Annotated in this window: 18 protein-coding genes and 1 tRNA gene; 11 read left to right on the top strand and 8 right to left on the bottom strand. The window is 46.9% G+C overall.

All coding sequences use genetic code 11. The features are described 5' to 3' along the window. Nucleotides 1–39: 39 nt before the first annotated feature. The 4 genes from ACQY2K_RS00095 (at nt 40) to ACQY2K_RS00080 (ending at nt 7,575) form a co-directional block, all read left to right on the top strand. Entirely contained in the window at nt 40–1,545 is a 1,506-nt protein-coding gene (locus ACQY2K_RS00095; protein WP_428040290.1) for a hypothetical protein, read from the top strand. A 177-nt stretch (nt 1,546–1,722) separates the two neighbouring features. Then, complete coding sequence (locus tag ACQY2K_RS00090; RefSeq protein WP_428040289.1) at nt 1,723–5,604, top strand: hypothetical protein; 3,882 nt, start codon at nt 1,723–1,725, stop codon at nt 5,602–5,604. Nucleotides 5,605–6,035: 431 nt separating this feature from the next. Next, nucleotides 6,036–6,803 (top strand): pirin-like C-terminal cupin domain-containing protein, encoded by a 768-nt coding sequence (locus ACQY2K_RS00085; RefSeq protein ID WP_428040288.1) that lies wholly within the window; start codon nt 6,036–6,038, stop codon nt 6,801–6,803. A gap of 19 nt (nt 6,804–6,822) precedes the next feature. Then, nucleotides 6,823–7,575, top strand: a complete 753-nt coding sequence (locus ACQY2K_RS00080; protein ID WP_428040287.1) for a hypothetical protein — start codon at nt 6,823–6,825, stop codon at nt 7,573–7,575. A 69-nt stretch (nt 7,576–7,644) separates the two neighbouring features. Here ACQY2K_RS00080 and adhE read toward each other — a convergent pair whose 3' ends face one another. Beyond that, nucleotides 7,645–10,290 carry a bifunctional acetaldehyde-CoA/alcohol dehydrogenase gene (gene adhE, locus ACQY2K_RS00075; protein WP_428040286.1) on the bottom strand — a complete coding sequence of 882 codons (2,646 nt, stop codon included), beginning with the start codon at nt 10,288–10,290 and terminating at the stop codon, nt 7,645–7,647. 191 nt (nt 10,291–10,481) lie between these two features. Here adhE and ACQY2K_RS00070 point away from each other — a divergent pair, with 191 nt between their 5' ends. Then, nucleotides 10,482–11,117: a redox-sensing transcriptional repressor Rex gene (locus ACQY2K_RS00070; RefSeq protein WP_177748163.1), complete on the top strand. Its 636-nt coding sequence runs from the start codon at nt 10,482–10,484 to the stop codon at nt 11,115–11,117. Between the two features lie 62 nt (nt 11,118–11,179). Here the strand turns inward: ACQY2K_RS00070 and ACQY2K_RS00065 are convergent, their stop codons facing one another. Genes ACQY2K_RS00065 through ACQY2K_RS00055 form a run of 3 tightly spaced genes read right to left on the bottom strand, consistent with a single transcriptional unit; the run spans nt 11,180 to nt 13,182 of the window. Beyond that, nucleotides 11,180–12,346: a tetratricopeptide repeat protein gene (locus ACQY2K_RS00065; protein WP_428040285.1), complete on the bottom strand. Its 1,167-nt coding sequence runs from the start codon at nt 12,344–12,346 to the stop codon at nt 11,180–11,182. 1 nt (nt 12,347) lies between these two features. Next, on the bottom strand, nt 12,348–13,043 hold the full coding sequence (locus ACQY2K_RS00060; protein WP_428040284.1) for a hypothetical protein: 696 nt from the start codon (nt 13,041–13,043) through the stop codon (nt 12,348–12,350). Continuing rightward, nucleotides 13,036–13,182 carry a hypothetical protein gene (locus ACQY2K_RS00055; RefSeq protein ID WP_177748153.1) on the bottom strand — a complete coding sequence of 49 codons (147 nt, stop codon included), beginning with the start codon at nt 13,180–13,182 and terminating at the stop codon, nt 13,036–13,038. The genes ACQY2K_RS00060 and ACQY2K_RS00055 overlap by 8 nt, the downstream gene beginning before the upstream one ends. A 166-nt stretch (nt 13,183–13,348) precedes the next feature. On the opposite strand from ACQY2K_RS00055, the gene ACQY2K_RS00050 reads away from it, so the two are divergent. The 3 genes from ACQY2K_RS00050 to ACQY2K_RS00040 all read left to right on the top strand — a co-directional run bounded on the left by ACQY2K_RS00050 (nt 13,349) and on the right by ACQY2K_RS00040 (nt 15,935). Then, nucleotides 13,349–13,420: transfer RNA gene (locus ACQY2K_RS00050), tRNA-Arg, on the top strand. Between the two features lie 208 nt (nt 13,421–13,628). Next, complete coding sequence (locus ACQY2K_RS00045) at nt 13,629–14,516, top strand: hypothetical protein (RefSeq protein WP_428040283.1); 888 nt, start codon at nt 13,629–13,631, stop codon at nt 14,514–14,516. Between the two features lie 36 nt (nt 14,517–14,552). Continuing rightward, nucleotides 14,553–15,935, top strand: coding sequence for a hypothetical protein (locus ACQY2K_RS00040; protein WP_428040282.1), 1,383 nt, complete (start codon nt 14,553–14,555; stop codon nt 15,933–15,935). A gap of 371 nt (nt 15,936–16,306) precedes the next feature. Here the strand turns inward: ACQY2K_RS00040 and ACQY2K_RS00035 are convergent, their stop codons facing one another. The 4 genes from ACQY2K_RS00035 to ACQY2K_RS00020 all read right to left on the bottom strand — a co-directional run bounded on the left by ACQY2K_RS00035 (nt 16,307) and on the right by ACQY2K_RS00020 (nt 19,049). After that, entirely contained in the window at nt 16,307–16,549 is a 243-nt protein-coding gene (locus ACQY2K_RS00035) for a hypothetical protein (protein ID WP_428040281.1), read from the bottom strand. A gap of 139 nt (nt 16,550–16,688) precedes the next feature. Continuing rightward, the gene (locus ACQY2K_RS00030; protein WP_428040280.1) at nt 16,689–17,186 is read right to left on the bottom strand and encodes a DNA-deoxyinosine glycosylase; all 498 of its coding nucleotides are present in this window, start codon (nt 17,184–17,186) and stop codon (nt 16,689–16,691) included. A gap of 36 nt (nt 17,187–17,222) precedes the next feature. Further along, on the bottom strand, nt 17,223–18,101 hold the full coding sequence (locus ACQY2K_RS00025) for a hypothetical protein (RefSeq protein ID WP_428040279.1): 879 nt from the start codon (nt 18,099–18,101) through the stop codon (nt 17,223–17,225). Between the two features lie 69 nt (nt 18,102–18,170). Further along, nucleotides 18,171–19,049: a hypothetical protein gene (locus ACQY2K_RS00020; protein ID WP_428040278.1), complete on the bottom strand. Its 879-nt coding sequence runs from the start codon at nt 19,047–19,049 to the stop codon at nt 18,171–18,173. 59 nt (nt 19,050–19,108) lie between these two features. Between ACQY2K_RS00020 and ACQY2K_RS00015 the strand changes: the two genes are divergently transcribed. From ACQY2K_RS00015 to ACQY2K_RS00005, 3 genes are all read left to right on the top strand, one after another. Beyond that, entirely contained in the window at nt 19,109–19,723 is a 615-nt protein-coding gene (locus ACQY2K_RS00015; RefSeq protein ID WP_428040277.1) for a Fic family protein, read from the top strand. Between the two features lie 708 nt (nt 19,724–20,431). Next, nucleotides 20,432–21,316 (top strand): glucose-1-phosphate thymidylyltransferase RfbA, encoded by an 885-nt coding sequence (gene rfbA / locus ACQY2K_RS00010; protein WP_428040276.1) that lies wholly within the window; start codon nt 20,432–20,434, stop codon nt 21,314–21,316. After that, on the top strand, nt 21,316–22,035 hold a 720-nt coding region (locus ACQY2K_RS00005), incomplete at its 3' end, for a dTDP-glucose 4,6-dehydratase (RefSeq protein ID WP_428040275.1). The genes rfbA and ACQY2K_RS00005, both read left to right, overlap by 1 nt.

Below are 22,035 nucleotides of genomic sequence, written 5' to 3'. Positions count from 1 at the left end.
GCGGGGGCGTGTGCCGTCCCCGCCTTTTTGCGTGAAATTATGGCAGAACCAAATAAACCGACCGAACAGGAAGAAGATATAAAAACTTTGCCGCTGTTATGGCAAGAGGTTAAAAATCTTGCGCGCTCCAAAAATGTGCGCATTGTGGCGGCGGTTTTTTTGGTTTTACTGTTGTTAGGCTCTGTGGTCCCTGTGGGGAAAATTCCGTTTCTGCGCAATTTGGTGTGGGCTATGGGATATTCGCCCGAGGAAACGGAAAATATATCCTTTTTAAAGGCTCTTTTAACTTGGAACGAACATAATAAAATTATGAACGGCGAACGCCAAGACCCCGACGGCTCCAATGTGTTTGCGGGCGATTCCGGCTCGTTAAAAGAGCAACTGGAAAAGGCTAAGGCTTCCCAACTGTTCAATTTGCGCGCGTTAAACGCTTCCTTAGCCAGACAGGGCCGCGCGCTGGACGCCCTTGCCACCGCATACAGCCAGGTGGATACGGGCGACGGTATTAAGCGCCCGGGAGTGGCCGTGCCCACGAACGCCGTGGCCAAAACGCAGGCCAACTCCACCCAACAGGCCGAGGTGTATTTCGGCACGGATTCCTCCGCTCTTGCCCGCAATCCCAAGGACGGTTTTGATTCCACCCAAACGCTTAAAAAAATTGCCAACGCCAATATTGCAGGCGGTAGCGGTACGGATTGGTTTATGCGTGCAGTAGATAAGGCCAAGAGTATGGACTCGGGCCTTACTGCACTGACCCAAACGCTAAAAAAAGGCGGCGGGCTGACCCCGCTGAATATCAATGCCGATTTTAACACAAACAAAGCCCGCAGAGACTTATATTATGTATGGTTGACGAGTATGGCGGCCAAAAGAGCCAAGAATCCCGGCCTTAGCAAAATGTTGGCGGGGGCGGGTTTTAGCGGGGCGGAAATGCCCAAGCGCGTGTTTGATTCCTCGGGTATGGCCGGAGGAATGGGTATTGACCCCAACAGTATGGTGGCGGAAATGGACAGTATCAAAATGGCCCTGCACCAGGAAGAAATGTGTAACGCCACTTTAAAGGATACGGGCGGGAGCATTGACGAGCAAATTTCCAGTTCGTACGAAGCCATTAAAAGTTTGCCTGGTTCCTTCCCGGCCAGTTGCGACGACGTAAACGGAAATTTTACCAATAATTTGGCAGGCATCCGCAATAGTTGCAAGGCGGTTGAAAAAGCCTATTCCAATTTAAACAGTACCTGCGGCGTGAAAATGAAAAACGCCCAAACCGAAAAATGCACCACCCTGCGCTTGGAAGATAAGTACGATACTTATTCCAATTATTGCGAGCAGGAAAAGGAACGCTGCCAAACTTTGGCTACGCTGGAAGAGCAGGAGTCCTGTATGGCAGCGCGTAAAAAATCGGCTGATTACGAGGGTGTCCGCCCGTCGGATATTGAAGCCACGGTTAATGACACTTTTGCGCGCGGGGCGGACTTCTTTCCGGAGCCGGAGTGGGGTTCGTCTATCGGGGAAGATTTGAAAAATACGAAATTAACCCCTTGAAAAAAGGCGATTTAATTGTATAATAGAAGTAAGGGAGTACGCATAAAGAAAGTTGTTACGGGATGGGTATCCAGTTCCGAACAACGAATTTCTTTATTTATGTATCGGGATAAAAAAATCCCTTGGCTCTGTAAAAAAGGGCCTGACCCAGCAGTTTTATTTTAATAGGAGGCACTTATGCCAGAGGAAAAAGATAAAAAGAAGTCTTTATTCCCCTTTTTAGGCGCGTCTGATGCCAAAAAGGATAATAAAGACAGTTTTACCTTTAGCGATAAGATTAAGAACAGCAAGCCTATGGGTTCTAAATCTTTTGCTAATCGTGTTTCCTCCAAAATCGGGAGCGACGGCAAACCCAGACAAACTCTCTTTGAGAGAACCAGACGGGACGCGCCGTTCTTCATCGCCGCTTTGGTGGCGCTCTTGTTACTGCCGTTCTTGTATAAGTACAGCGGACAAGTGAGCGAAGAACCTATGGTTACTCCCGGGAGTGAGGAATCCGTGTTTGACCCCGAACGGTACGGCTTTGATACCGCCACGGGCAACCCGGACGGTCAAATCGCCCAGTTTGTGGGGCGCGATTCGCTTAGTTTGATTAAAATGGGCGATGATACTTCCGCTACGGACGAAGTAACCAATGATTATATTCCTTCCCACGACGGGTACGACGCTTCACAAGAATCCTCTACCAGTACGGAAGTGGAAGAGAATAATACTAACATTTATAAACGTGCCGCGGCTCCTGCCACGCGTGCGGCTTTCCGCCGTGCGGCTACCAAAATCAATCCGCTTTCTTCCGCTGGTTTAACCTCCCGCGGCGGTAGCAGATTGGGTGTAGGCATGTGGGGCGGCGGTATGAAAACGGCTGCCCGCAAAGTGGGTGCCTCCGGTCCGCGCAACAGCCCTAAGCCGGTTTCCTTGCAGCCCTTGCAGGCGGCGGGTAAACCGTCCAGAACCTCTTTTGGTAATGGGTCTGCGGCCGAAGCCAGACGCTCTAAGGACGCTATGTCCAAAGCCAATGCTATGCAGGCGTTAATGGACGCGCAGATGAAGCCTGTCCAACCCGGCAAAATCGGCGGTTTGGGCGGCGGCAATTTTGGCCCCGGCGGCGGTAAAGGCAATTTGGACCGCAAATTCACCTATAACGGCAAAGAACCCTGGTGGTGGGATATGATGAAAACCCGCGCCCAGAAAGAATGGGAAGCCGAATTTAACCGCAAATGGGACTGGATTAAGTGGAAAGATCAAATGTTGCAGGGCTTCCTCAACGGTATTTTCTCCTGCTTGGCAACGGGTACCGACGATTGGTCTATGGGTAAAATCTTCGGTGCGGCTGCTGATGCGGGAAGTGAACCTACTTGCTGTGGTAAAAAAGCCAGCAAAATTGCGGGTTTGATTAAGCAACAAACAGGCCTTGCTTTTGGCAAAGAAGGATGCAATAACTATGTGAGTTATGTAGGCAAGGACAAATGTCCCGGCGGTTGGAACGACGGTAACAAAAATTCTGTTACCTTGGGTCCGATTGCCCAGCGTGTGGACTGCCTGAGCAATGGTTTTGGTGCTTCGTTTGGCAAAATGTGGAGCAAACTCTTTGGTAAAAACAAAGGGACCTTTGCCGAAGCCGGCGACTGCAACACCTTTGCCAAAGACGGTATCTATACCGCCGACTTTGACAGCACCAAAGATGCCGGCAAATGGACCGTGTTCCACTATGTGGTAGGTATTCCTACTAATAGATTGTCTGCTTACTATCAAATGACACCTACCAAACAAGCGCAAGAATTGGTGGTGGGTTACATTGATAAAGGTACTACATTTAACAGCAACATCTCGGCAATGACGAAACGCAAAAATTTTGTACCGTTGTTTGTGGAAAGCGTTGCTATTAAAAATAAAAAGATTAGAAAAGATAAACCCGCGCCTACTAAGGCTTCTACGGGTACGGCTACGGCTGATGCCGCTTCCGGCACCGAAGTAGCCCCCGAAGAGGTAGAGGCTTTGCAAACGCCTATTAAATACACCAAATTCTTGGGTGTATTGCGTAAAGGCGGTATTATGAAAGATGCGGGCGAAACCGACGCCAAAGATTCTTTGTCTGTTTCCACCAAAGGTGCCAAACAGGGCAAAGGCTTTGTAACGGGTGCGCGCTGTCCGTATCCGTTGGTGCGCATCACTTGCGAAAACCACGCCACGGTTTCTAACCAGGGTGCTAAGATTAACGGTATGCCGTACGCTCATCTGACGTTTACCAACGGTATGTCGGGTGATATGGCTTACAACCTTATGAAATCCCGCTTCCTGATTTCGTATTCTGTTCAGGGGCAAAATAACGATGTGGCGCAGGCAATTACCACCTCTACGGATATTGCACAAGGCCAGTATTATGATATCCCGCATATGGATATCCAAAAGTACACAGGTTCGTGGAGCACGCAAATGACGGGCCCCGGTTTTGTAACCAACTCGTTGGGTACAGAACGCACGTCTGATTTGTCCGAGGGTTACCAAGTAATTGCAAACTCCGCCAATATCAAAAAGTTGCGCGGTTCGGATAGAACAAACCCGTCCAACCGTACGATTATCACTTGGGAAATCCGCCAGTGCGACAGCCTGTCCGTGGACGGCGAAAGCATTAATAAAGGCGGCTGCCAAAATGGTGTAATCAAAGAACGCGACGAGAAAGGCAAAGTTACGGCTATTTTGGGCCAAGACCGTCCGGGCCGTGTAGTCAGCACCGCTACCTGCGTGTATGACGACGGCGGCGGAGTTATGGAAGTTCCTGGTTTCCCGACGATTACGGACGATAATCCTGTGGACAATGACCCACCCGTACAGCCGGAGGCTCCTAAACCGGAACCTGGTAAGGTAAAATTGGACTTGGCCAACTACCTGAGTGGTAACGGCGGTATCCCGGCAAAGTATAATGAACAGGGCCGTAAAGATGTCGGTTTAACGATTCCTACGGACTTCGGGTTCAACACTTCGCTGAATAGTGCTAATTGCCGTGCCGTGGGCTTACAGCGTTTGGCTAAAAAAGATGCTGCCCAGGCTGTGTTTAATAACTCTGCTGCCAAGAGTTATGTGGACAGTGTATTGGCGGCGGTCAATGCCGATCCTGCACTGACGGCTAAAAATACGGAAGTGGTACACTCTGGGGAAGTAAGCGTAGGCCAGTTGGTAGATGCTATGACGATTGCCTATCAAAAGAACTTGCTTAACAGAGAAGTGCCGATAGAGGTTGTCTGCTCCTTGGGTAAAACCATTGGTTATACCTCTGTGGACCCGGATGCTCGTGTCCTCAGAAATGTTTGGAGAAACACCTTTGGTGCGTTTGCCGCTTATACTGGTGTGAACTCGTCCTTCTATCCAGCACCTGTTGTTCCTGGTGAGGATGGTAAAGAGTATGCAGATCGCCGTTTCTGGGGTTGCAATGATATTAAAACCTCGGCTAGGACAGCAGATGAAGAAAAAAATGCTGATGGCACTCTTTACAAAATGTCCGTTGACGGCTGTAAGAAAAGTCCAAGAGATGCTAGATGTCGTTTGAAAAACATCGTTATCAGAAATGGACACCACTATGGTAATTATAACTGGAACGGAAAATATGGACCGCTGGGCCAGGTTCGCAGAAGAGACGGCGATTATGACCGCAATGCTTATAAGAAGGCGTTGGAAGAAGGCGGTTGGACCACCAATGCGGACGACCCAAATGCTTTCCCGTTGCACGCGATTGCCGATGTGGTGGAAAGAAAATTCGGATTTACTCGTAAGCAGAGTTTGACTGCTGATGAGTTAAAAACAGAAGATGTTGCCGGATTGGACGATTACAACCGTAGAGAATATGTAAAGGCGTATCGTAATATTTTCAATGATGTGGATAAGGCCGGTTGTCAGTTGGATGATGCCGGAACTATGCCGGTTGCCGATGCCTTGCGTTACATTGGAGCGGTTTGCACCAATGGTAAAAACAAAAAGCCAGGCAATGGAATGGTGAAATGCGGTACCGTGGATAAAGTGGCTAAACATCCTGGTTCTCGTACCTTGACGCAAGAACAGCAATAAACAGTTGTTTTAAAGTTGTACTACCCCGGGGGGATAAAACCTCCCGGGGTTTTTTCTTTGTCCTTTTTCCCGTCATCCTGGAAAGTCGTAGTCCAGGATCTGTTGTTATTAAAAAAAGAGGAAAACAACGGATTCTGGACAGAAACCTTCCAGAATGACTTTGTTAAATAACGACACGACAAACAGCCCAAGCAGTAGATTCTGAAACCCTGCGGGCCGCCAGTTCCGGATGACCCCAATTTTTATAACGGCCTTTTTGTTGTTTTTTTGCCGTCATCCCCGAGTGTTTCTGTCGGGGATTCGTTAATCACTGCCTGGCGCATAGAGTAGCCGCCCGCAGGGCAACTAACCCATTTCCAAGCGTTTAAAATGTCCCCAGTTCGGGTAGAATATTAGTAGATACCCGGTCTGTTTGTTTATGGGAGGACAAAATGACAACCGCGCTAAAAACGAAAACAATGTGGAAAAAAGCCCCTGTCGGGCCTTGTTTGGTTATCCGCCGTCTGATTGACCGCCGTAATGCCGGGGCTATGCAACCGTTTTGTTGGTTTGCCGTTTGCTATTGCAGTCCGGATTTTGAGCGGTCCGATATCTTGCCGCCCTCAGCGGTAGCGGGTATGGACCGTTTAAACTATTTGGTAACCGGGCCAAGCGAAGAAGCGGAACTGCTAGACGAATTAGCCAGCCAAGGGGGTGTTTCCCGCTGGATAAATACCATAGGCGGGCTTACACGCCGTACCCCGGCCAAAACCGTTTATGTTTTAAATGCGGAACTGTGGCTTGCCTCCGCTGATATATCCAAAAAGCCTCAAAACTTGCAGACAGAGAGCGAAAATGTCCCTTTGGTGGTTGGATACCACGGAGCAGATGTTCGCGTTCTCTGCGGTAGTTTTGAGGGCAAAACCGGGCCTTTTAACCCCTCGTGTGGGGAAAGTTTAATGTTGGATATTACCTTGTCGCCGGGTGCCGCGTTTACTTATCCGGTTCCGCCCGAAAATAATACCTTGGTATATGTGTTTGGGGGGCGGGCGCATTTTGGCGAAGGGGAAGACCTGTTTTTCGGCAAGGATTCTTTTTTGCATATGTACGGCGGAACAGTAACCGCCTACACCTTGCAGACGGGAGCCCGTTTTTTACTCCTTTCTGCCTCTGCGGAAAAGACAAAGAACTTGAATTTTAATAAAATACCATTAAAGTAAAAGGAGGGAGAAAATATATATGAAAAAATGGATACTTGTGTTATGCTGTGCGTTACTTGCAGGCCCGGCGGCCGCTCAAATCCAACGCTCTTACCATTATGGCGTGGTGCCGACGGAAAATATTACTACTTTTGAAGTTAATCCCTCGCTTACTACGATTGACGACAGCGCAGGTATTTCGTCCAGCCAAGTTACCTTAAAGACATACCGTGTGATTAACCCGCGGTATAACTGGGGAGTGGAAGTACCGCTTGCGCGTTATGAATCACCGGAAAAATCGGTTAGCGGTTTGGGGGATGCTCTTGTCAGTATGTCGTGGCTGAATCCGCAGGCGGACGGCGAGTTTGGATATGGCGTAAAAATGGAAATGTTTGTGCCCACGGCTACCGATAAACGCTTGGGGACAGGTAAGTTGCAGGCCAGCCCGTCCGTGTTTATTTTGCGTAAATTTTTTGACGGTGCTTATGCGGCCTTGGGATATAAGTTTTATATTTCTGTGGTGGGGGACCACGCACGCGACGATATCAATATGGGCCGTGTGCGCCTGAACGTGGGCTACACCTCGCCTAATGAGTGGTGGGTGCTGACAAACCTGTATTATTATATGGACTATGAACACAGCGGACTGGCGGAGTTTATCCCCGAGGTGGAAGTAGGAACATTGGTTAATGACGGTACGGCCTTTTATGCCAATGCCAGTACGCACGGTTCGGGAAATTGGAAAACGAAAGATTGGAGCATAAGTATTGGTTTTAAATTGTTGTATTTATAGGCGCAAGAGGAATATCAAAACAGCCCCGGGCATTTTTGTCCGGGGCTGTTTTTCAATTCAGTTAAGCCATTAGTCGGCTTTGTGTTTGACGGGTTCGCCGTAGTACGCTTTCAGATACAGGTCCTTAATTTCGCTGATAAGCGGATAGCGCGCGTTGCCGCCGGTGCACTGGTCGTCAAAGGCCAATTCGGAAAGTTTATCCAAGTTATCCAAGAATTCCTTTTCCGGGATGCCGTATTCTTTGAGGGATTTCGGAATATCCAATCTGTTTTTGAGGTCCGTAATCATCTCAATCAATTTTTCCACTTTGGCATCTTTGTCATCACCCATATTGTTATGGGGGAGTAAGAAGTCCACAATCTTGGCATAGCGGCCCTTCACAAACGGGTATTTGTACTGCGGGAACAAGCCCTGTTTGGTCGGTTTATCCGTGGCGTTGAACTCAATGACATACGTAAGCAGGAGCGCGTTGGCCAAACCGTGCGGAACGTGGTACATAGCACCCAATTTATGCGCCATAGAGTGGCACAGACCCAGGAACGCGTTAGCAAAAGCCATACCGGCAATGGTGGCCGCGTAGTGCATTTTTTCGCGGGCATTTACGTCTTTGGCACCCAAGGTATAGGATTTTTCCAAATATTTGAATACCAAGCGCATCGCTTCTAAGGCTTGCCCTTCCGTAAAGTTCGTGGAATAGACGGAGGTGTAGGCTTCAATCGCGTGAGTCAATACGTCCAAGCCGGACCAAGCCGTCAGTTTTTTGGGCATACCGAGTACAAATTCCGGGTCAATGATAGCCATATCGGGTGTTAAAGCATAGTCCGTAATAGCGTATTTGGTGCCGGTTTTTTCGTCGGTAATAATGGTAAACGGCGTAACTTCGGAGCCGGTACCGGACGTGGTCGGGATAGCAACCATCGTGGCTTTTTTGCCCAAGGGCGGAGCCGCGTAAATGCGTTTGCGGATATCCATAAAGCGCATAGCGATATCTTCAAAACTGGTGTCCGGGTTTTCGTAAAGCAGCCATACCATTTTGGCTTCGTCCATAGCGGAACCGCCGCCGAGGCCGATGATGATGTCCGGCTGCCAGGAGTTGGCAATAGCCAAGGCTTCGTTTACGTTGGCAATGTTCGGGTCCGGCAGCACGTTGGAAAATACGCGGAACTTGATGTTCAGGCTTTCCAAAACGTCCGCAACGGCGCGAACGTGGCCCAACTGTTCCATCGTTTTATCCGTAATGATGTACGCACGTTGTTTCCCGGCCAGTTCGGCCAAGGCTTGCGAGAGCGCACCGCGTTTAAAATAAATTTTGTGCGGCACTTTGTACCAGTACATATTTTCGCGGCGTTCCGCGACGGATTTCACGTTCATAAGATGTTTTACCCCAATGTTTTCGCTGACGGAGTTGCCGCCCCAAGAGCCGCAGCCCAACGTCAAAGACGGAGCGAGTTTGAAGTTGTACACGTCGCCGATAGCACCCTGGGAGGAGGGAATATTAATCAGCGTGCGGGCAGTGGGCATATCCTTAAAGATGTCAATGTGTTCTTCGTTGGATTCGTCGGTATAAAGTACCGAGGTGTGGCCTGCGCCGCCGTAGAGAATCAAATCGCGGGCGAGTTCAACCGCGTGGTTAAAATCTTTGGCGCGGTAGAAAGCCAACACCGGGGAGAGTTTTTCACGCGCAAAGACTTCTTCGTCGTTTACTTCGCTGGCTTCGGCGATTAAAATTTTGGTTCCGGCAGGAACTTTAATACCGGCCATTTCGGCGATTTTCATAGCGGACTGGCCCACAATGCCGGAGTTAAGTTTGCCGTTTACCACAATGGTTTCAGCCAATTTTTTGCGGTCTTTTCCCGTTACAAAATGGCAGCCGCGGGCGATAAATTCCGCTTTGACCTGGTCGTAAACGGGGTCTTCCACCACTACGGACTGTTCGCTGGCGCAAATCATACCGTTATCAAAGGTTTTGCTCATAATAATAGAACTGACGGCCATTTTGATATTGGCGGTGGCATCAATGACGGCCGGGGTGTTGCCCGCGCCTACGCCCAAGGCCGGTTTGCCGGAGGAATACGCGGCTTTTACCATACCGGGGCCGCCGGTGGCGAGAATCAGGTTAATGTGCGGGTGGTGCATTAAAGCGTTGGAAAGCGGCATTGTCGGGTTTTCAATCCAACCAATGATGTCTTTCGGCGCGCCGGCTTCTACCGCCGCATCTAATACAATTTTGGCCGCGGCGATGGTGCATTTTTTAGCGCGCGGGTGCGGAGAAAAAACGATACCGTTGCGGGTTTTTAAAGCCAAAAGACTTTTAAAAATGGCGGTAGCCGTCGGGTTGGTGGTGGGAACGACACCGGCAATTACGCCGATAGGTTCCGCCACTTTGCGGTAACCGAAGGCGTCGTCGTCGGACAGAACGCCGCAGGTTTTGGTATCTTTGTATTGGTTATAAATGTATTCGGAAGCGAATTGGTTTTTGATTACCTTGTCTTCCATTACACCCATACCGGTTTCTTCCACAGCCATTTTGGCTAACGGAATACGTTGTTGCGCAGCGGCAATAGCGGCCGCGCGGAAAATCTTGTCCACCTGTTCTTGCGTATAAGTAGCATAAATGCGCTGGGCGGCTTTTACCTTATCCACGACCTGGGTCAAATGTTCCATTTCTTCGGGAGTGGCAACAGCCGGAGCAGCGGCAACTTTCTTTTCCGCCATAATTTTTTATTCTCCTTTAAGTGTTTAAAATACCTGTTATAGATATTTCGTTATCTATATTTTAACTTTTGGGGAATTTAAAGTCAATAATACCTCTGGAAAGGCTTTCTTTAAGGCTTGACAGAAGCAATTTAAAAAAGATAACATAGATATCAAGATATCCAGTAACTTACGACGGAGAAATTTTATTTATGAGCCTTTTTCACCGCAAAAAAGAGATTAGTGCCCAAACCATACGCCGCCTGCCCCAATACCTGCGTATTTTTTACAACTTGCACACTTACGGGCGGGAATTGGTTTCTTCCACCACTTTGGCAGAGGAAACGCAACTGCTACCGATTGTGATTAAAAAAGATTTACAGGCTGTCGGCGCACCCAGTAAACTGCGTGCGGGGTTTAAAGTTGCAGGAACCATAGCGGTTATTGAAAAGTTTTTAGGCTGGAATAATTTAAACAAGGCTTTTCTGGTGGGTGCGGGGCATTTGGGGTCGGCTCTGTTGGGGTTTGCCGGGTTTAAAAACCACGGCCTTGAAATTGTCGCGGCGTTTGATACTCATCCGGAAATAGTGGGTAATTTCCTGCACGGTGTGCGCGTGTATCACACCGCGCAACTGGCCAGTATTATTGAGCGGGAAAATTTAAAGATAGCCATTTTGACAGTTCCTGCCGAGGCTGCCCAAGGCATTACGGATACATTGGTGGCGGCCGGTATTAAAGCCATATGGAATTTTGCACCCGTTAATTTAACGGTGCCGGAGGGGGTAATCGTGCAAAAGGAGGATATATCTTCGGGCTTGGCGGAACTGTGCGCCAAGTTGAAGCGTTAAGCCGGTTTTTCAGCGGAGATAAAACAGCCCCGGGCATTTTCCCGGGGCTGTTTGTCAAATACTTACTTATATAAAACTGCGCGGAACTCGGCGGTTTTATTAATGTTTTTAAACATCCAGCCCTTTTGGTCCTCGTCGTAAAGTGAGTCAAAATTTTTAAAGTTGCGCCGCACTGCTTTATCCAAATTATCAAACATATTTTTGCGGTCTTTTTTGGCTATCCAATATACGCCTGCCAGGTTTACATACGGGGTCGGGCTTGTTCCGTCCAAACGGATAGCAGTTTCCAAATCCGTCTTGGCACCGTTCCAATCTTTAAGTTGCATTTTTACAAAGCCGCGGTTGTTGTACGGAATAGCCCATTTGGGCGAAAGTTCTATGGCGCGGGAATAATCTTCGGCCGCGTGTTTAAAATCCTTCATTTCTTCATAGACAAGCCCCCGGCGGTTAAAAAAGATTGCTTCGGGCTGTAATTTTAAAAGGGTGGTATAGTCCGCCAGAGAGGCTTCAAAATCACCCATATCTTTAAATGCTCCTGCCCGGTAGCGATACGCAGAAGCATAGGCTTCGTCGCGGTTGATTGCCTTGCTGTAAGCGGAAACAGCCTCGTCTAACCGGCCTTGTCCGGAAAAAATGCGCCCCTGCCAATAGTGTAAATCAGCCGAATCGTTACCGGCCGCCTGCTGGGCAGCTATCAACTTTTCTGCCGCCGGATAGCGGTATGCTCCTAAATACACCGGGATTAATTCGCGCCCCAGCGTTACGGACGGGGTGCGCTTGCCCAAATATTTTTTATAATCTGCAAGAGCCAGTTCGTACTTGTTTAGGGCCGTGTTGGCCCGAGCGCGCGCTAAGTAAAAATCCCGGTGGGCAGGTTTTAACGAAATGGCTTTCGTCAGGTCTGTTTGTGCGAGCGACGCCCGCCCTGCCTGCATATAGGCCAATCCCCGGGCATAATAGCGGAAAGGGTCCTTGGGGCGGAGCGATACCGTTTTGGAATAGTCGGCCAAGGCTTGGTTGATTTTACCGCTTGCCAAATACGCATCGGCGCGGTAGTGATAGGCATCTGCCAGTTTGGGTGCTTTGGAAATGGCCTTATTTAACAATTTAATTTGTGCGGCGGGGTCCGTTTGTTGTTTGGCGCGGTTTAATAACTGCAAGCCCGTTTCCGCCGAGGCTGAAAGGGAAATAAACGAAAAAAGAAGTAGCAGTAAATATTTTTGAATCATATTATTTTAACCAAAACACAAGTAAAAAATTAAGTATAAGGGCCACTATGCCCACTATATATAAGAATATCAAAAGTAAGGTGGAAAATAAACGCAAATTAAGAAAAATCGCGCCCACCAAAGTTGCCCGCCCCGCAAATAATTTACCCAGTTGCACCGTTTGACCTGAAATTTTAACCAAGCGGGAAAGCAGTACAGAACGCATCGCCAGCGAAGTTACCCCTAACAAAAGCCGTGTTAAAGCGCGCCCGAAAGAGGTTTTGCGCCTTTGGTTAAATTCGCCAAACACCTCCCGCACACTGCCGGATACAATTACCTTGGCTTGGTCCTTCGCGAGGCTTTCGTTCATATCGTCAATTTTATGGGCGGCGGCTTGTTTAACTTGGTCCAGCGTATTATCAATAAATTCTTCCCAAGTAGCACAAGCGATGCGCAGGGCAAACGCGCACGCGGTAATAAAGGAATAAGCAAAGGCGGCTAAACCGTAGCCCAAAAAGAGCGCGCCGACGAGAATAAACTCCGCCGGAGGGGGCAAATGCACAGGTGCCAAAACAAATGAATAAACGCTGTACACCGATATAATAAACAGCCCTAGCCCGGCGGCTAGATGTGGCAGAAAAACTTTGCGCAAAACATCCGCAAGCCCCTGCAATGCTTGTGCAAATAAGGCTCCCGCTGATGGCTGGAAATTAGTCATTATTCCCGTGGCAACAGCCACAGCATCCGCCGCAAATGTGGCCTGCGGATTTTTTTACCGACGGAACACGGTCGGATACTTTTACGACTTTTCCTAATTTTTTATCGTACACATAGGTACCTGTTTTTGCTTCGTTCATACTGTTATTATAGCAGTTTGGAGTGTTTATGCGAAAAGAAAATGATATAATACATATATAGATTTACGACGGAGAAATAAGTTTTTATAAAACCCGTTGAAAACTACAAACAAAAATGTTAAAATAATTAGGTAGTAATTAATCCGCGAAACAAAATCCGATTTAAGCGCCCATAGCTCAATGGATAGAGTGTCAGCCTGCGGAGCTGAAGATACAAGTTCGATTCCTGTTGGGCGCACTTTTAGAAACCACGCGAAAGCGTGGTTTTTTTGTGCGCACAAGCGAACTTGTTTCCCTGTAGTATGCGGGGGGAAAATAGAACCCGTTTTAATGGTAGATATTATAAAAAGCGCAAAAAGCGAGTTTGTGGTAGAGGTAGGCCGGGTGGCCCTCCTATTGACATCCTGTATTATAACCATTACAATAAAAATAAGGAGTTCTCTATTATGAAAAAACTATTTATTTTACTGGTAGTTTTTTTTGCTACCTGCATAAATACTTATGCGTCTAATCATTCTGCCGGAAAAAACTCGGATGCAGAATATGCGTCTTGCAATATTCAGACTATGTTGACCGACCCTAAAAGTACCCAATGGTTTAGGCCCCAATGTGTACGGATATTAGCCACGCGAGTGGAACGGGGGAACATGAGTCAAAACGAGAAAGAACAATTAAAAAAAGTGCTTGTTCCCGCCTTTTACAATATTATGGAGCAGTATGTTTATTTAACAGGGGATAGAGCAAAAGAAGAATCCCCCTATTTTATGGCTTTATACAAAAGTCTTACGCAGTTGGCGGACGCAAAAGGCACATATGGATTGGTGCGGAGTGATGGTTTTATGTTCCTTGAAAAAGGAAAGAAAGTAGAAGTAAGATCCACCCAAGCGGAAATTGTTGGGAAAAAGCCTGCTGTGTTTAATTTTGGTAAATTAACTGGTGATGTCTTGAATAAAAAAGTAGAGTTAAAGTTAGCCCAAAAGGAAGAGGACCCTTTTTGGGGAAAGAAAAGAGCTCCCGGCGAGTTGACGAAGGGTTTATCCGACGGGAAAGACGGGGGAATTGTTCCCGCGTTTGATGTAAGCCATTTGGAAAGCGTATTTTTGTTTGAACAAGATTCTAAATTAGAAGAAAAAGATTTTGTTTTTGATGTTCAAATTCTAAACAATATGTTAAAAGAGCGTCGTGATTTTAGACCCTTGTTGACTTTTATGGCCGAAAACGCCTCTTTTAACAAAAAACATATCAACTATATACCGCCCCGCTTTGTGCGGTTGGTGTTGGCGTATTATGCGGAAAGTTTGTTCCCTGCCGAGCAAACCAAACTGATGGATTAGGTTACCAACCCTAAGTATTCCAAGCCATTCCGCTTTTTGGCCGCTACCGTAGCTGCCGCTTATGCCTATAATGACGATTATAAGGATTTTTACGAAGGAAAATTCAGTTATTACCCGCAAGAAGCCGTTGCTATTCTTGAAGTTTTGCGGACCGTCAAAACCGACAATCCGAAGGAAACGGTACGGCTTGAACTCTTGGGTAACAGGGTGTTCCGGTATGTGAAAGGCCAACTGCTTCTTCCCGTGGAAAAAAACAAAAAAACTGAGTGGCTGGAGAAGGCAGCGCTTGGCAGGGCGTTGGACAAAACGATTTCAAGCGCAGAATTTATTTCTGTGGCGAGTGCCAGCGCGCCGGAAACCCTGCTTACCGCCGGGGGGATCTTGGTAATTGGCGGCGCTGTTTACGGTGCTGTTTACACCGTATCTGATGCGTTGTCTCCCATGTACCGCGCGCAATTTCACGACCTGTTGGATCGGCTGACATCTGTGGAAGTGCCGGAAACATATGTGCCGGAAGACCTGAAAGCAAAATATCCAATCGTAAACGGAAAAATTCGTGTTCCTGTGAAAGAGGGCTTCGCTCAAACCTTACCGCCATCTTCTTTGCAAGGGGAAGTTTATGAAGATATAGAATTGGACGAGTTGGGCGAGCGTGCAGCCGTACAAAATTTCATCGTTTGGTCGGATGCTTATTATACTAAGATTGGTGAGGATGCCCGGTCCGTTTCAAGAACATCAAATAAAAAAAATATTACTTGTGTTTACTCTTATACCCCGCCGGATCGCCAGTGGCAGTTGAATCAGTTATCTGCGGTGGCAAATCCCGGGGATACTCTTTCAAAGGTCCGCTTGCAAAAACTGTACCAATGTATGAGCGGAACGAGTTATTGTAAAGGGCAAACCAAAAGAACCGCACGGAAAAACAAAAACTCTAAAGGCAAAATTGATTTTTCTGAATGTGCCGCGGTAGATCTTGATAAAATACAGGCACCGCCGGAATGTCAAAAAGACTTTAAAGAATTAGCTGCTGCCTGGAAAGTTTCCCGCTCCTTTCAAGAGCCTAGCGGCCTCAGGTTATATACGCGAGCCATTTATAGGCCCCTCTATGGAGGGTGGGTGCCGGAGGCAGAAATTTCTATCAAAACGCTAGATGGACTCCATAAAGTGCTAGCGCAGTGGATATATGATCAAATTTTTGATAAGTTTAGTATTCTTATAAAGAGTGAAAAGCCTCTTTCTTTGGGAAGAAATGCCTTCTACCGCAATGGGGCCCATGAATGGAGCAGATGGTATGACGAAAATTTACAGAGTGTATCTAGAGATAATTCCACATACCAACATTTTCATTATGAAGAGATGAAAACGTATCAAAACAATAAAAATTATGTTTGTAATCATGTGATTTTTGTGCACAAATAAGCCCCCGTGGTAGTTTGCGGTGATAAAAACGGTTTAGAAAGAGGTTTTGTCTGTAAACGACCCGTCCGGCATTTGCTATGATTGCTTGCCGTTGGTTACATACACGTTAGGTATCCCTTGCTTGCGGGGTTCCTCTTGGGCTTTATGTACCGAACGGCTCGCAATACGGGGCAGTTTTATAGTTAAATCCGTCTATACTAAATTGAATTTACGCGCTTTTTGGCACGGTTTAACTTTTGTTCATCTCCAAACAGGTGTACATATTATAACGAAAAGTGTTATATTGTGTACACCTTTCTTTGGGATAGCCCATATACGGAATTGTGTACCTCGCTCGGCCTGCACCTATTAACCTACGGCTAGGATTACATCTAAATTGTAGTAACTTGTACTATAATCCCTTCTATCAGTGGCAGTTGTTCGGAAAATCCGCACAACTGATTATTTCCTTCTTCAAAGATATGCTTACTAATATTAGATTTGCTTGATTGAAATAACTCTACCAGTTGAACTTGGATCCTCCATACAATTTCATTGGACAAGGTTGCTTTTGGTTTAGTTTTTCTATCTTTGGCTTGATAAATAAGAGCCTCTTTTTTTCCTTGGTGCGGCATTTAGCGGGTTTGAGGACGGTCAACAAAAAGGCTATAAAGGTCAAAAAGAGGTATCCGGCAAGGCCGTACGGAAAACGGAACTCGCCGAAAGCAAAGAAATTAATCAGCCAAAAAATATCCTATTTAAAAGCGTGGGGGACTACATAGAACGGTTTAACGCCGTCAAAAAGGATTGCTTCCAGAGAATTTTTTTCTCCTCGTAAGGGCGCGACGCATGGGCGGGGCTAGTGGAGGGGAGAAGTACGCAAATTTTGCCGCAGTCGCCAAAGGCGCGTTTAAAATGGTTCCGCGCGGCCTGCCCGTTAAATAATAGGGTGTGTACGCGGGGATATTTTTTAAATAAAGTGGGAAAATCGTTGGGTGTGGGTTCCGTTATATTCCCGTCTAAACTGCCCTCTCGTTGGCAGGCGGCCAAGGCATCCCATAGGCCAATGCCTTTGGCGAGCAACACTTGTTTTTTATCTTCATAGTTTTGGGGTATGCGCCCGCCGGCGAACAGGTCAAAAATAATTCTCCAAAATTGGTTGTATTTGTAAGCGTAATATTCCTGCGCTTTTAAAGAGGCCGCTCCCGGCATACTGCCAACCACCAGTACGCGGGTTTTGGAATTAATAAGTGGGGGAAAACTGTAAAGCATAAAATTCCCGGGGCTTCTAAAAACCCCGGGCAAAAGTTATTCTTTTGTTACTTGATAGGGCGTTAAGACAAGCGTTTTGCCGTCTTGGCCTAGGCTGGCGCGGAACCAAAGCGGAAAACCCATAGGCCCTTTGAGCAAGACCGCTACCGCTGTAAATTGTTCGGGTTTGATGTCTTCTTTAAACGTGTAATAGCCGGACACCGGGTCCTTGTCGCGCATACCGTGCGCAGTTACCACCACAGGCACTTTGCCTTCTTTAAAACTGTTATTTTGGGCATAGTGCGCGGCTTCCTGCGCATCAATCGTAAAGTTAATGGCTTTGGCTTCGGACATTTTATCTAATAGCGATTGGGACATCCCCGGCGAGGCAAGGCCGCCCATCGCCAAAGCGGTGTTATACCAGTCAGAAGCCCCACCGGCATCTTCCAAAAGGACACCCTTTTGCAGGACTTTTACAAGCCCTTCTTCCGTCAGCCCCATACCGCGGTGCAAATAAATGTTGCGGTTCGGGTGTGGCAGCGCGGGAATGGCACCCTTGTACCCATCCAATGTCAAATCTTTAAATGTTTGCGTGTGAATAGATCCGTCGGCTTGCAATTTGGGCCAAGCGGGTTGGGCTTTGTTAGCACCCAATTCCACGGCTTTGCGCAAGGCTTGCTGACGAGACAGCCCTTTTAATTCATAGACTTTTACCACCACGCCTGGGAACTGCTGGGCCAAACGCGTGGAAAAGGATACCGTGCTTGCGGCGGCTGCGGCTTTGCCTGCGGATTTGGCCCCCGCCTCACTGGCTTTTAGGACGGTAGAGGTGGCTTTTTCGGCCCCTTTGCTTGCCTTTACCAAATTTTGCGCTTGAAGTGGCGCAGATAAAAGCAAGGCGGCAATAATAGGCAAAAGAAATAGGGTGCGTTTCATAAAAAACTCCTTACTCGGGATTACTTATAGTATAAGGGCCCTCGGCTAAAAAACCATAGGTCTTTGGACCTATAATCCGGAAACATCAAACAGATACGGGTTAAGAGTAAAGCCGTCCTCTTCTGCTTTTATCCGGCACCATACGGTTCTGGCGCCGATTTTTAAAGCGGCGATAACTTCTTTAATATTTTCTGCCGGGATATCTCTTCCCACGTGTATGACATTTCCGTGTTCTGGCAATCCTTGTACGCGAAGCACGACGATAATGTCTTTGCTGTGGTGCTGTTTAGCATAGTAAACAGCGGTGTTCGGATTGCTGGCCAAAGAGTTAAATTTCATAGAAGAAACCGTTCTGACCATACGCGGGTCCCCACTGACATAAGCCATTGTTCTGTTGTTGCTGAACTGGCCCACATCTTTTAACAGAAGTCCGTTTTCCATAATGTTGCGCAAGGCCGCTCCGTCTGCGGGCAAACTTAACGCGCGGTACATATCCTGCGGAGTTTCTTTCCACGGGGTTTCGGCGGGGAGAGTTTTTAAATCGGTTTTGTAGGCCGAGAAATCATTAATTTCTAACGATAAATCTGTGTGCAAAACTTGTGGCGGCAACTGGACGGCTGGGGTTCTGCCCATCAAGCGTTTTAAAGTGCCAGTAATGCTGGACAAGCGGGACGTCGTTGCCTTGGAAGTCTGTGCGGGCGTGGGCGTAGAAATTTTAATTTGTTCGGTAATCTGCGCCAGTTTTGCCTGTTGGAGCATCACTTTCGGCATAGCATTGGCTACTCCGCTGGTAACCGCTCGTCCAGCCTTGGCGGCGGAACTGACCGCGACTTCGCCCGCCTTTGCACTAGCCTTGGCGGCGCCTTCAACCAACTTGCCTTGGGCAAACGCCAGATTTGCCGTGCAAGCGGATAAAACAAAAATCAAAAAAACAGTTAATTTTTTCATATATATATTATATAGAAAACAAGGGAATAAAAAACAGGGTCAAAGGGCCTATCCTCGCGGTGGGTCCTAATGCGAGTGTTTTAGACGGTGAAATGGAAAAACTGTTTGATTTTGTGAATAATGACTCAACTGATAACGTGATTAAAGCCGGAATTACCCATTTGTGGTTTGTTATTTTACACCCTTTTGACGATGGCAACGGCCGTATTGCCCGCGCCTTGACGGAACTCCTGCTTGCCCGAAGCGAAAACAGGCCAACCCGATTTTATTCTATGTCTTCCGCTATAGAAAAAGAGCGCGAAATGTATTATAAGCAGTTGGAAATTACGCAGCGTGGGGGTTTGGATATGACAGAGTGGTTGGTCTGCTTTTTGGAAACCTTGGAGAAAGCCATTAAAAATGCGGATGTATTGCTGAAAACAACTTTGGATAAAGCAAAGTTTTGGGGGAAACATCAGAGTGAATCCTTTAATGAACGCCAAAGCAAAATGCTCAATATGCTTTTTGATGGGTTTAAGGGGCATTTAACCAGCACCAAATGGGCTATTATTTGTAAATGTTCACAAGATAGCGCTAGCCGTGATATTGCCGATTTGCAACGGCGAGGGATATTAAAGCAGTTGGGGGCTGGGCGAAATACGCATTATATATTGGCAAGTGAGACGTTGGAATAGGGCAACGGATGAAAGTATGTCCTAAATGACCGACTTGTAACAAAAGGATTTGTTATTATGCAACCGAAAAACCTTAAAAAATTAAATCGTTTATTGTACTTGCTTAATATCTTGGACGGCGGGGAAATACGCGTTCCGCGCGAAGATGGAACAAGGGAACAATCCTTATGGGCAGTTTAAGTGGCATGGAGCAATCAGTTGGGTATATTCAACACCTATATCCAACAATGGCGTATGTGCATATAAGAAAATAAAATATGTACAATTAAGCGTAAATATGTTACCATAAAGCGATATATTTACAGGAGTATAAAGTACCGCCACATAGAGTGGCAAAATTACAATTTATTCTGTTTTTGGAATCCTATTGAAGAATAGGAAGGCTTTGGGCAACCAAAGTTCTCATCACGTCCAAAAACGGCTGGTTTAGGCAGAAGATGAGGGGAAGTCATGAGCCCTTTGTCTTCTGCCGAGTGTTGCGGACATCCTTTGAGCGCAACCACGGCTGTTTATGACAAGACTGTGATGAGACTTGTTATAGTCAGCCGTTTTTGTTTACTTCCATTTCATTTCTTCCTTAGTGAATAAATTCAATAGGTTCCATCGTTTTCATACGCTACAGCACGGCGTGTGAACGGGAAAGGGACTTATGAATATCTCCGCCAAGAGTTCCACAAGTCCTTTTCCCACGGTTTATAGGAGTGGAATATGAAGGGTATCATTTTGGCTGGTGGAACTGGTAGTCGCTTGTATCCGGCAACCTTTGGTGTATCCAAGCAACTCATCCCCATTTATGACAAGCCGATGGTTTATTATCCATTATCTGTTTTAATGTTGGCGGGTATACGGGAAATTTTACTTATCTCAACTCCTACTGATTTGCCTCTTTATCAAAAACTTTTGGGCGATGGTTCCGCTTACGGCTTGCAACTTTCCTATTGCGAGCAACCCAAACCTGAGGGGTTGGCGCAAGCCTTTATTTTAGGCGAAAAATTCATCGGGCAGGACTCCGTGTGCCTTATTTTGGGTGACAATATCTTTTACGGTAGTAACCTGACCCAGTTACTACAACAAGCGGCTCAAATTTCTAGTGGAGCCCGAATTTTTGCTTATCCTGTAAAAAACGCCTCACAATATGGCATTGTGGAATTAGACAAGCACAATCAAGTGATATCCATAGAAGAAAAGCCTACTCATCCTAAGTCAAATTTTGCTGTTACAGGGTTATATTTTTATGACAATCAAGTGGTCAATATAGCAAAGGCTTTAAAGCCCTCTGCCCGCGGCGAATTGGAAATCACGTCAGTCAACGAGTGGTATCTTAAAAACAAACAACTATCCGTATCGTTTATGGGGCGAGGAATGGCTTGGTTGGATACTGGCACGCATGCTGATTTGCTAAATGCCTCTATGTTTGTAGAGACCCTAGAAAGTCGCCAGGGTCTTAAAATAGCGTGTTTAGAAGCAATTGCTTACAAAAATGGCTGGATTACTTTGGAACAAGTAATAAAGCGTGGCGAATGTATGAAGAGTACAGAGTATGGACAATATCTATTATCCATACCAAAAGAAGAAAAACGAGGATTTTTTTAATGAGTAATATATTAATTACCGGTGGGGCGGGGTTTATCGGGTCCAACTTTATCCCGTACTTTTTAGAGGCGTTCCCGCAGTATCGTGTGCTCAATTTGGATAAGTTGACCTATGCGGGTAACTTGGAAAATTTAAAAGAGTGCGAGAATAATCCGCGCTACACCTTTGTAAAGGGCGATATTTGCGACGCTGCTCTGGTGCAGAACCTGTTTGAAAAATACGATATCCGCGGGGTGTTCCACTTTGCGGCGGAGTCCCATGTGGATAACTCTATCACGGGGCCACTTCCATTTATCAAAACGAATATAGAAGGCACATTTACACTGTTGGAAGCAGCCCGCAAACATTGGATGACTGCCCCCGGCCAAGTAAAACCCGGGTATGAAAAGAGTCGCTTTCACCATATTTCTACAGACGAGGTGTATGGCTCATTAGGTGAAACAGGACTTTTTTCCGAAACCACGCCCTATGCGCCCAACTCGCCGTATTCTGCCAGCAAGGCGTCTAGTGATTTGTTGGTGCGGGCTTATCATCATACCTATGGTCTCAACGTGACTACCAGTAATTGCTCCAACAATTACGGTCCGAAACAACACAGCGAAAAGTTGATCCCCACCATTATCCGAAAAGCCTTAGCAGGGGAAAATATTCCGATATACGGCGACGGAAAAAATGTGCGTGATTGGCTGTATGTGTTGGATCATTGCAAGGGAATTGCC

The sequence above is a fragment of the Candidatus Avelusimicrobium fimicolum genome (genome assembly GCF_021632165.1).
GTDB lineage: Bacteria > Elusimicrobiota > Elusimicrobia > Elusimicrobiales > Elusimicrobiaceae > Avelusimicrobium > Avelusimicrobium fimicola.
Note: the sequence above shows the minus strand (reverse complement) of the source record. Positions and strands in the feature narration are given on the sequence as shown.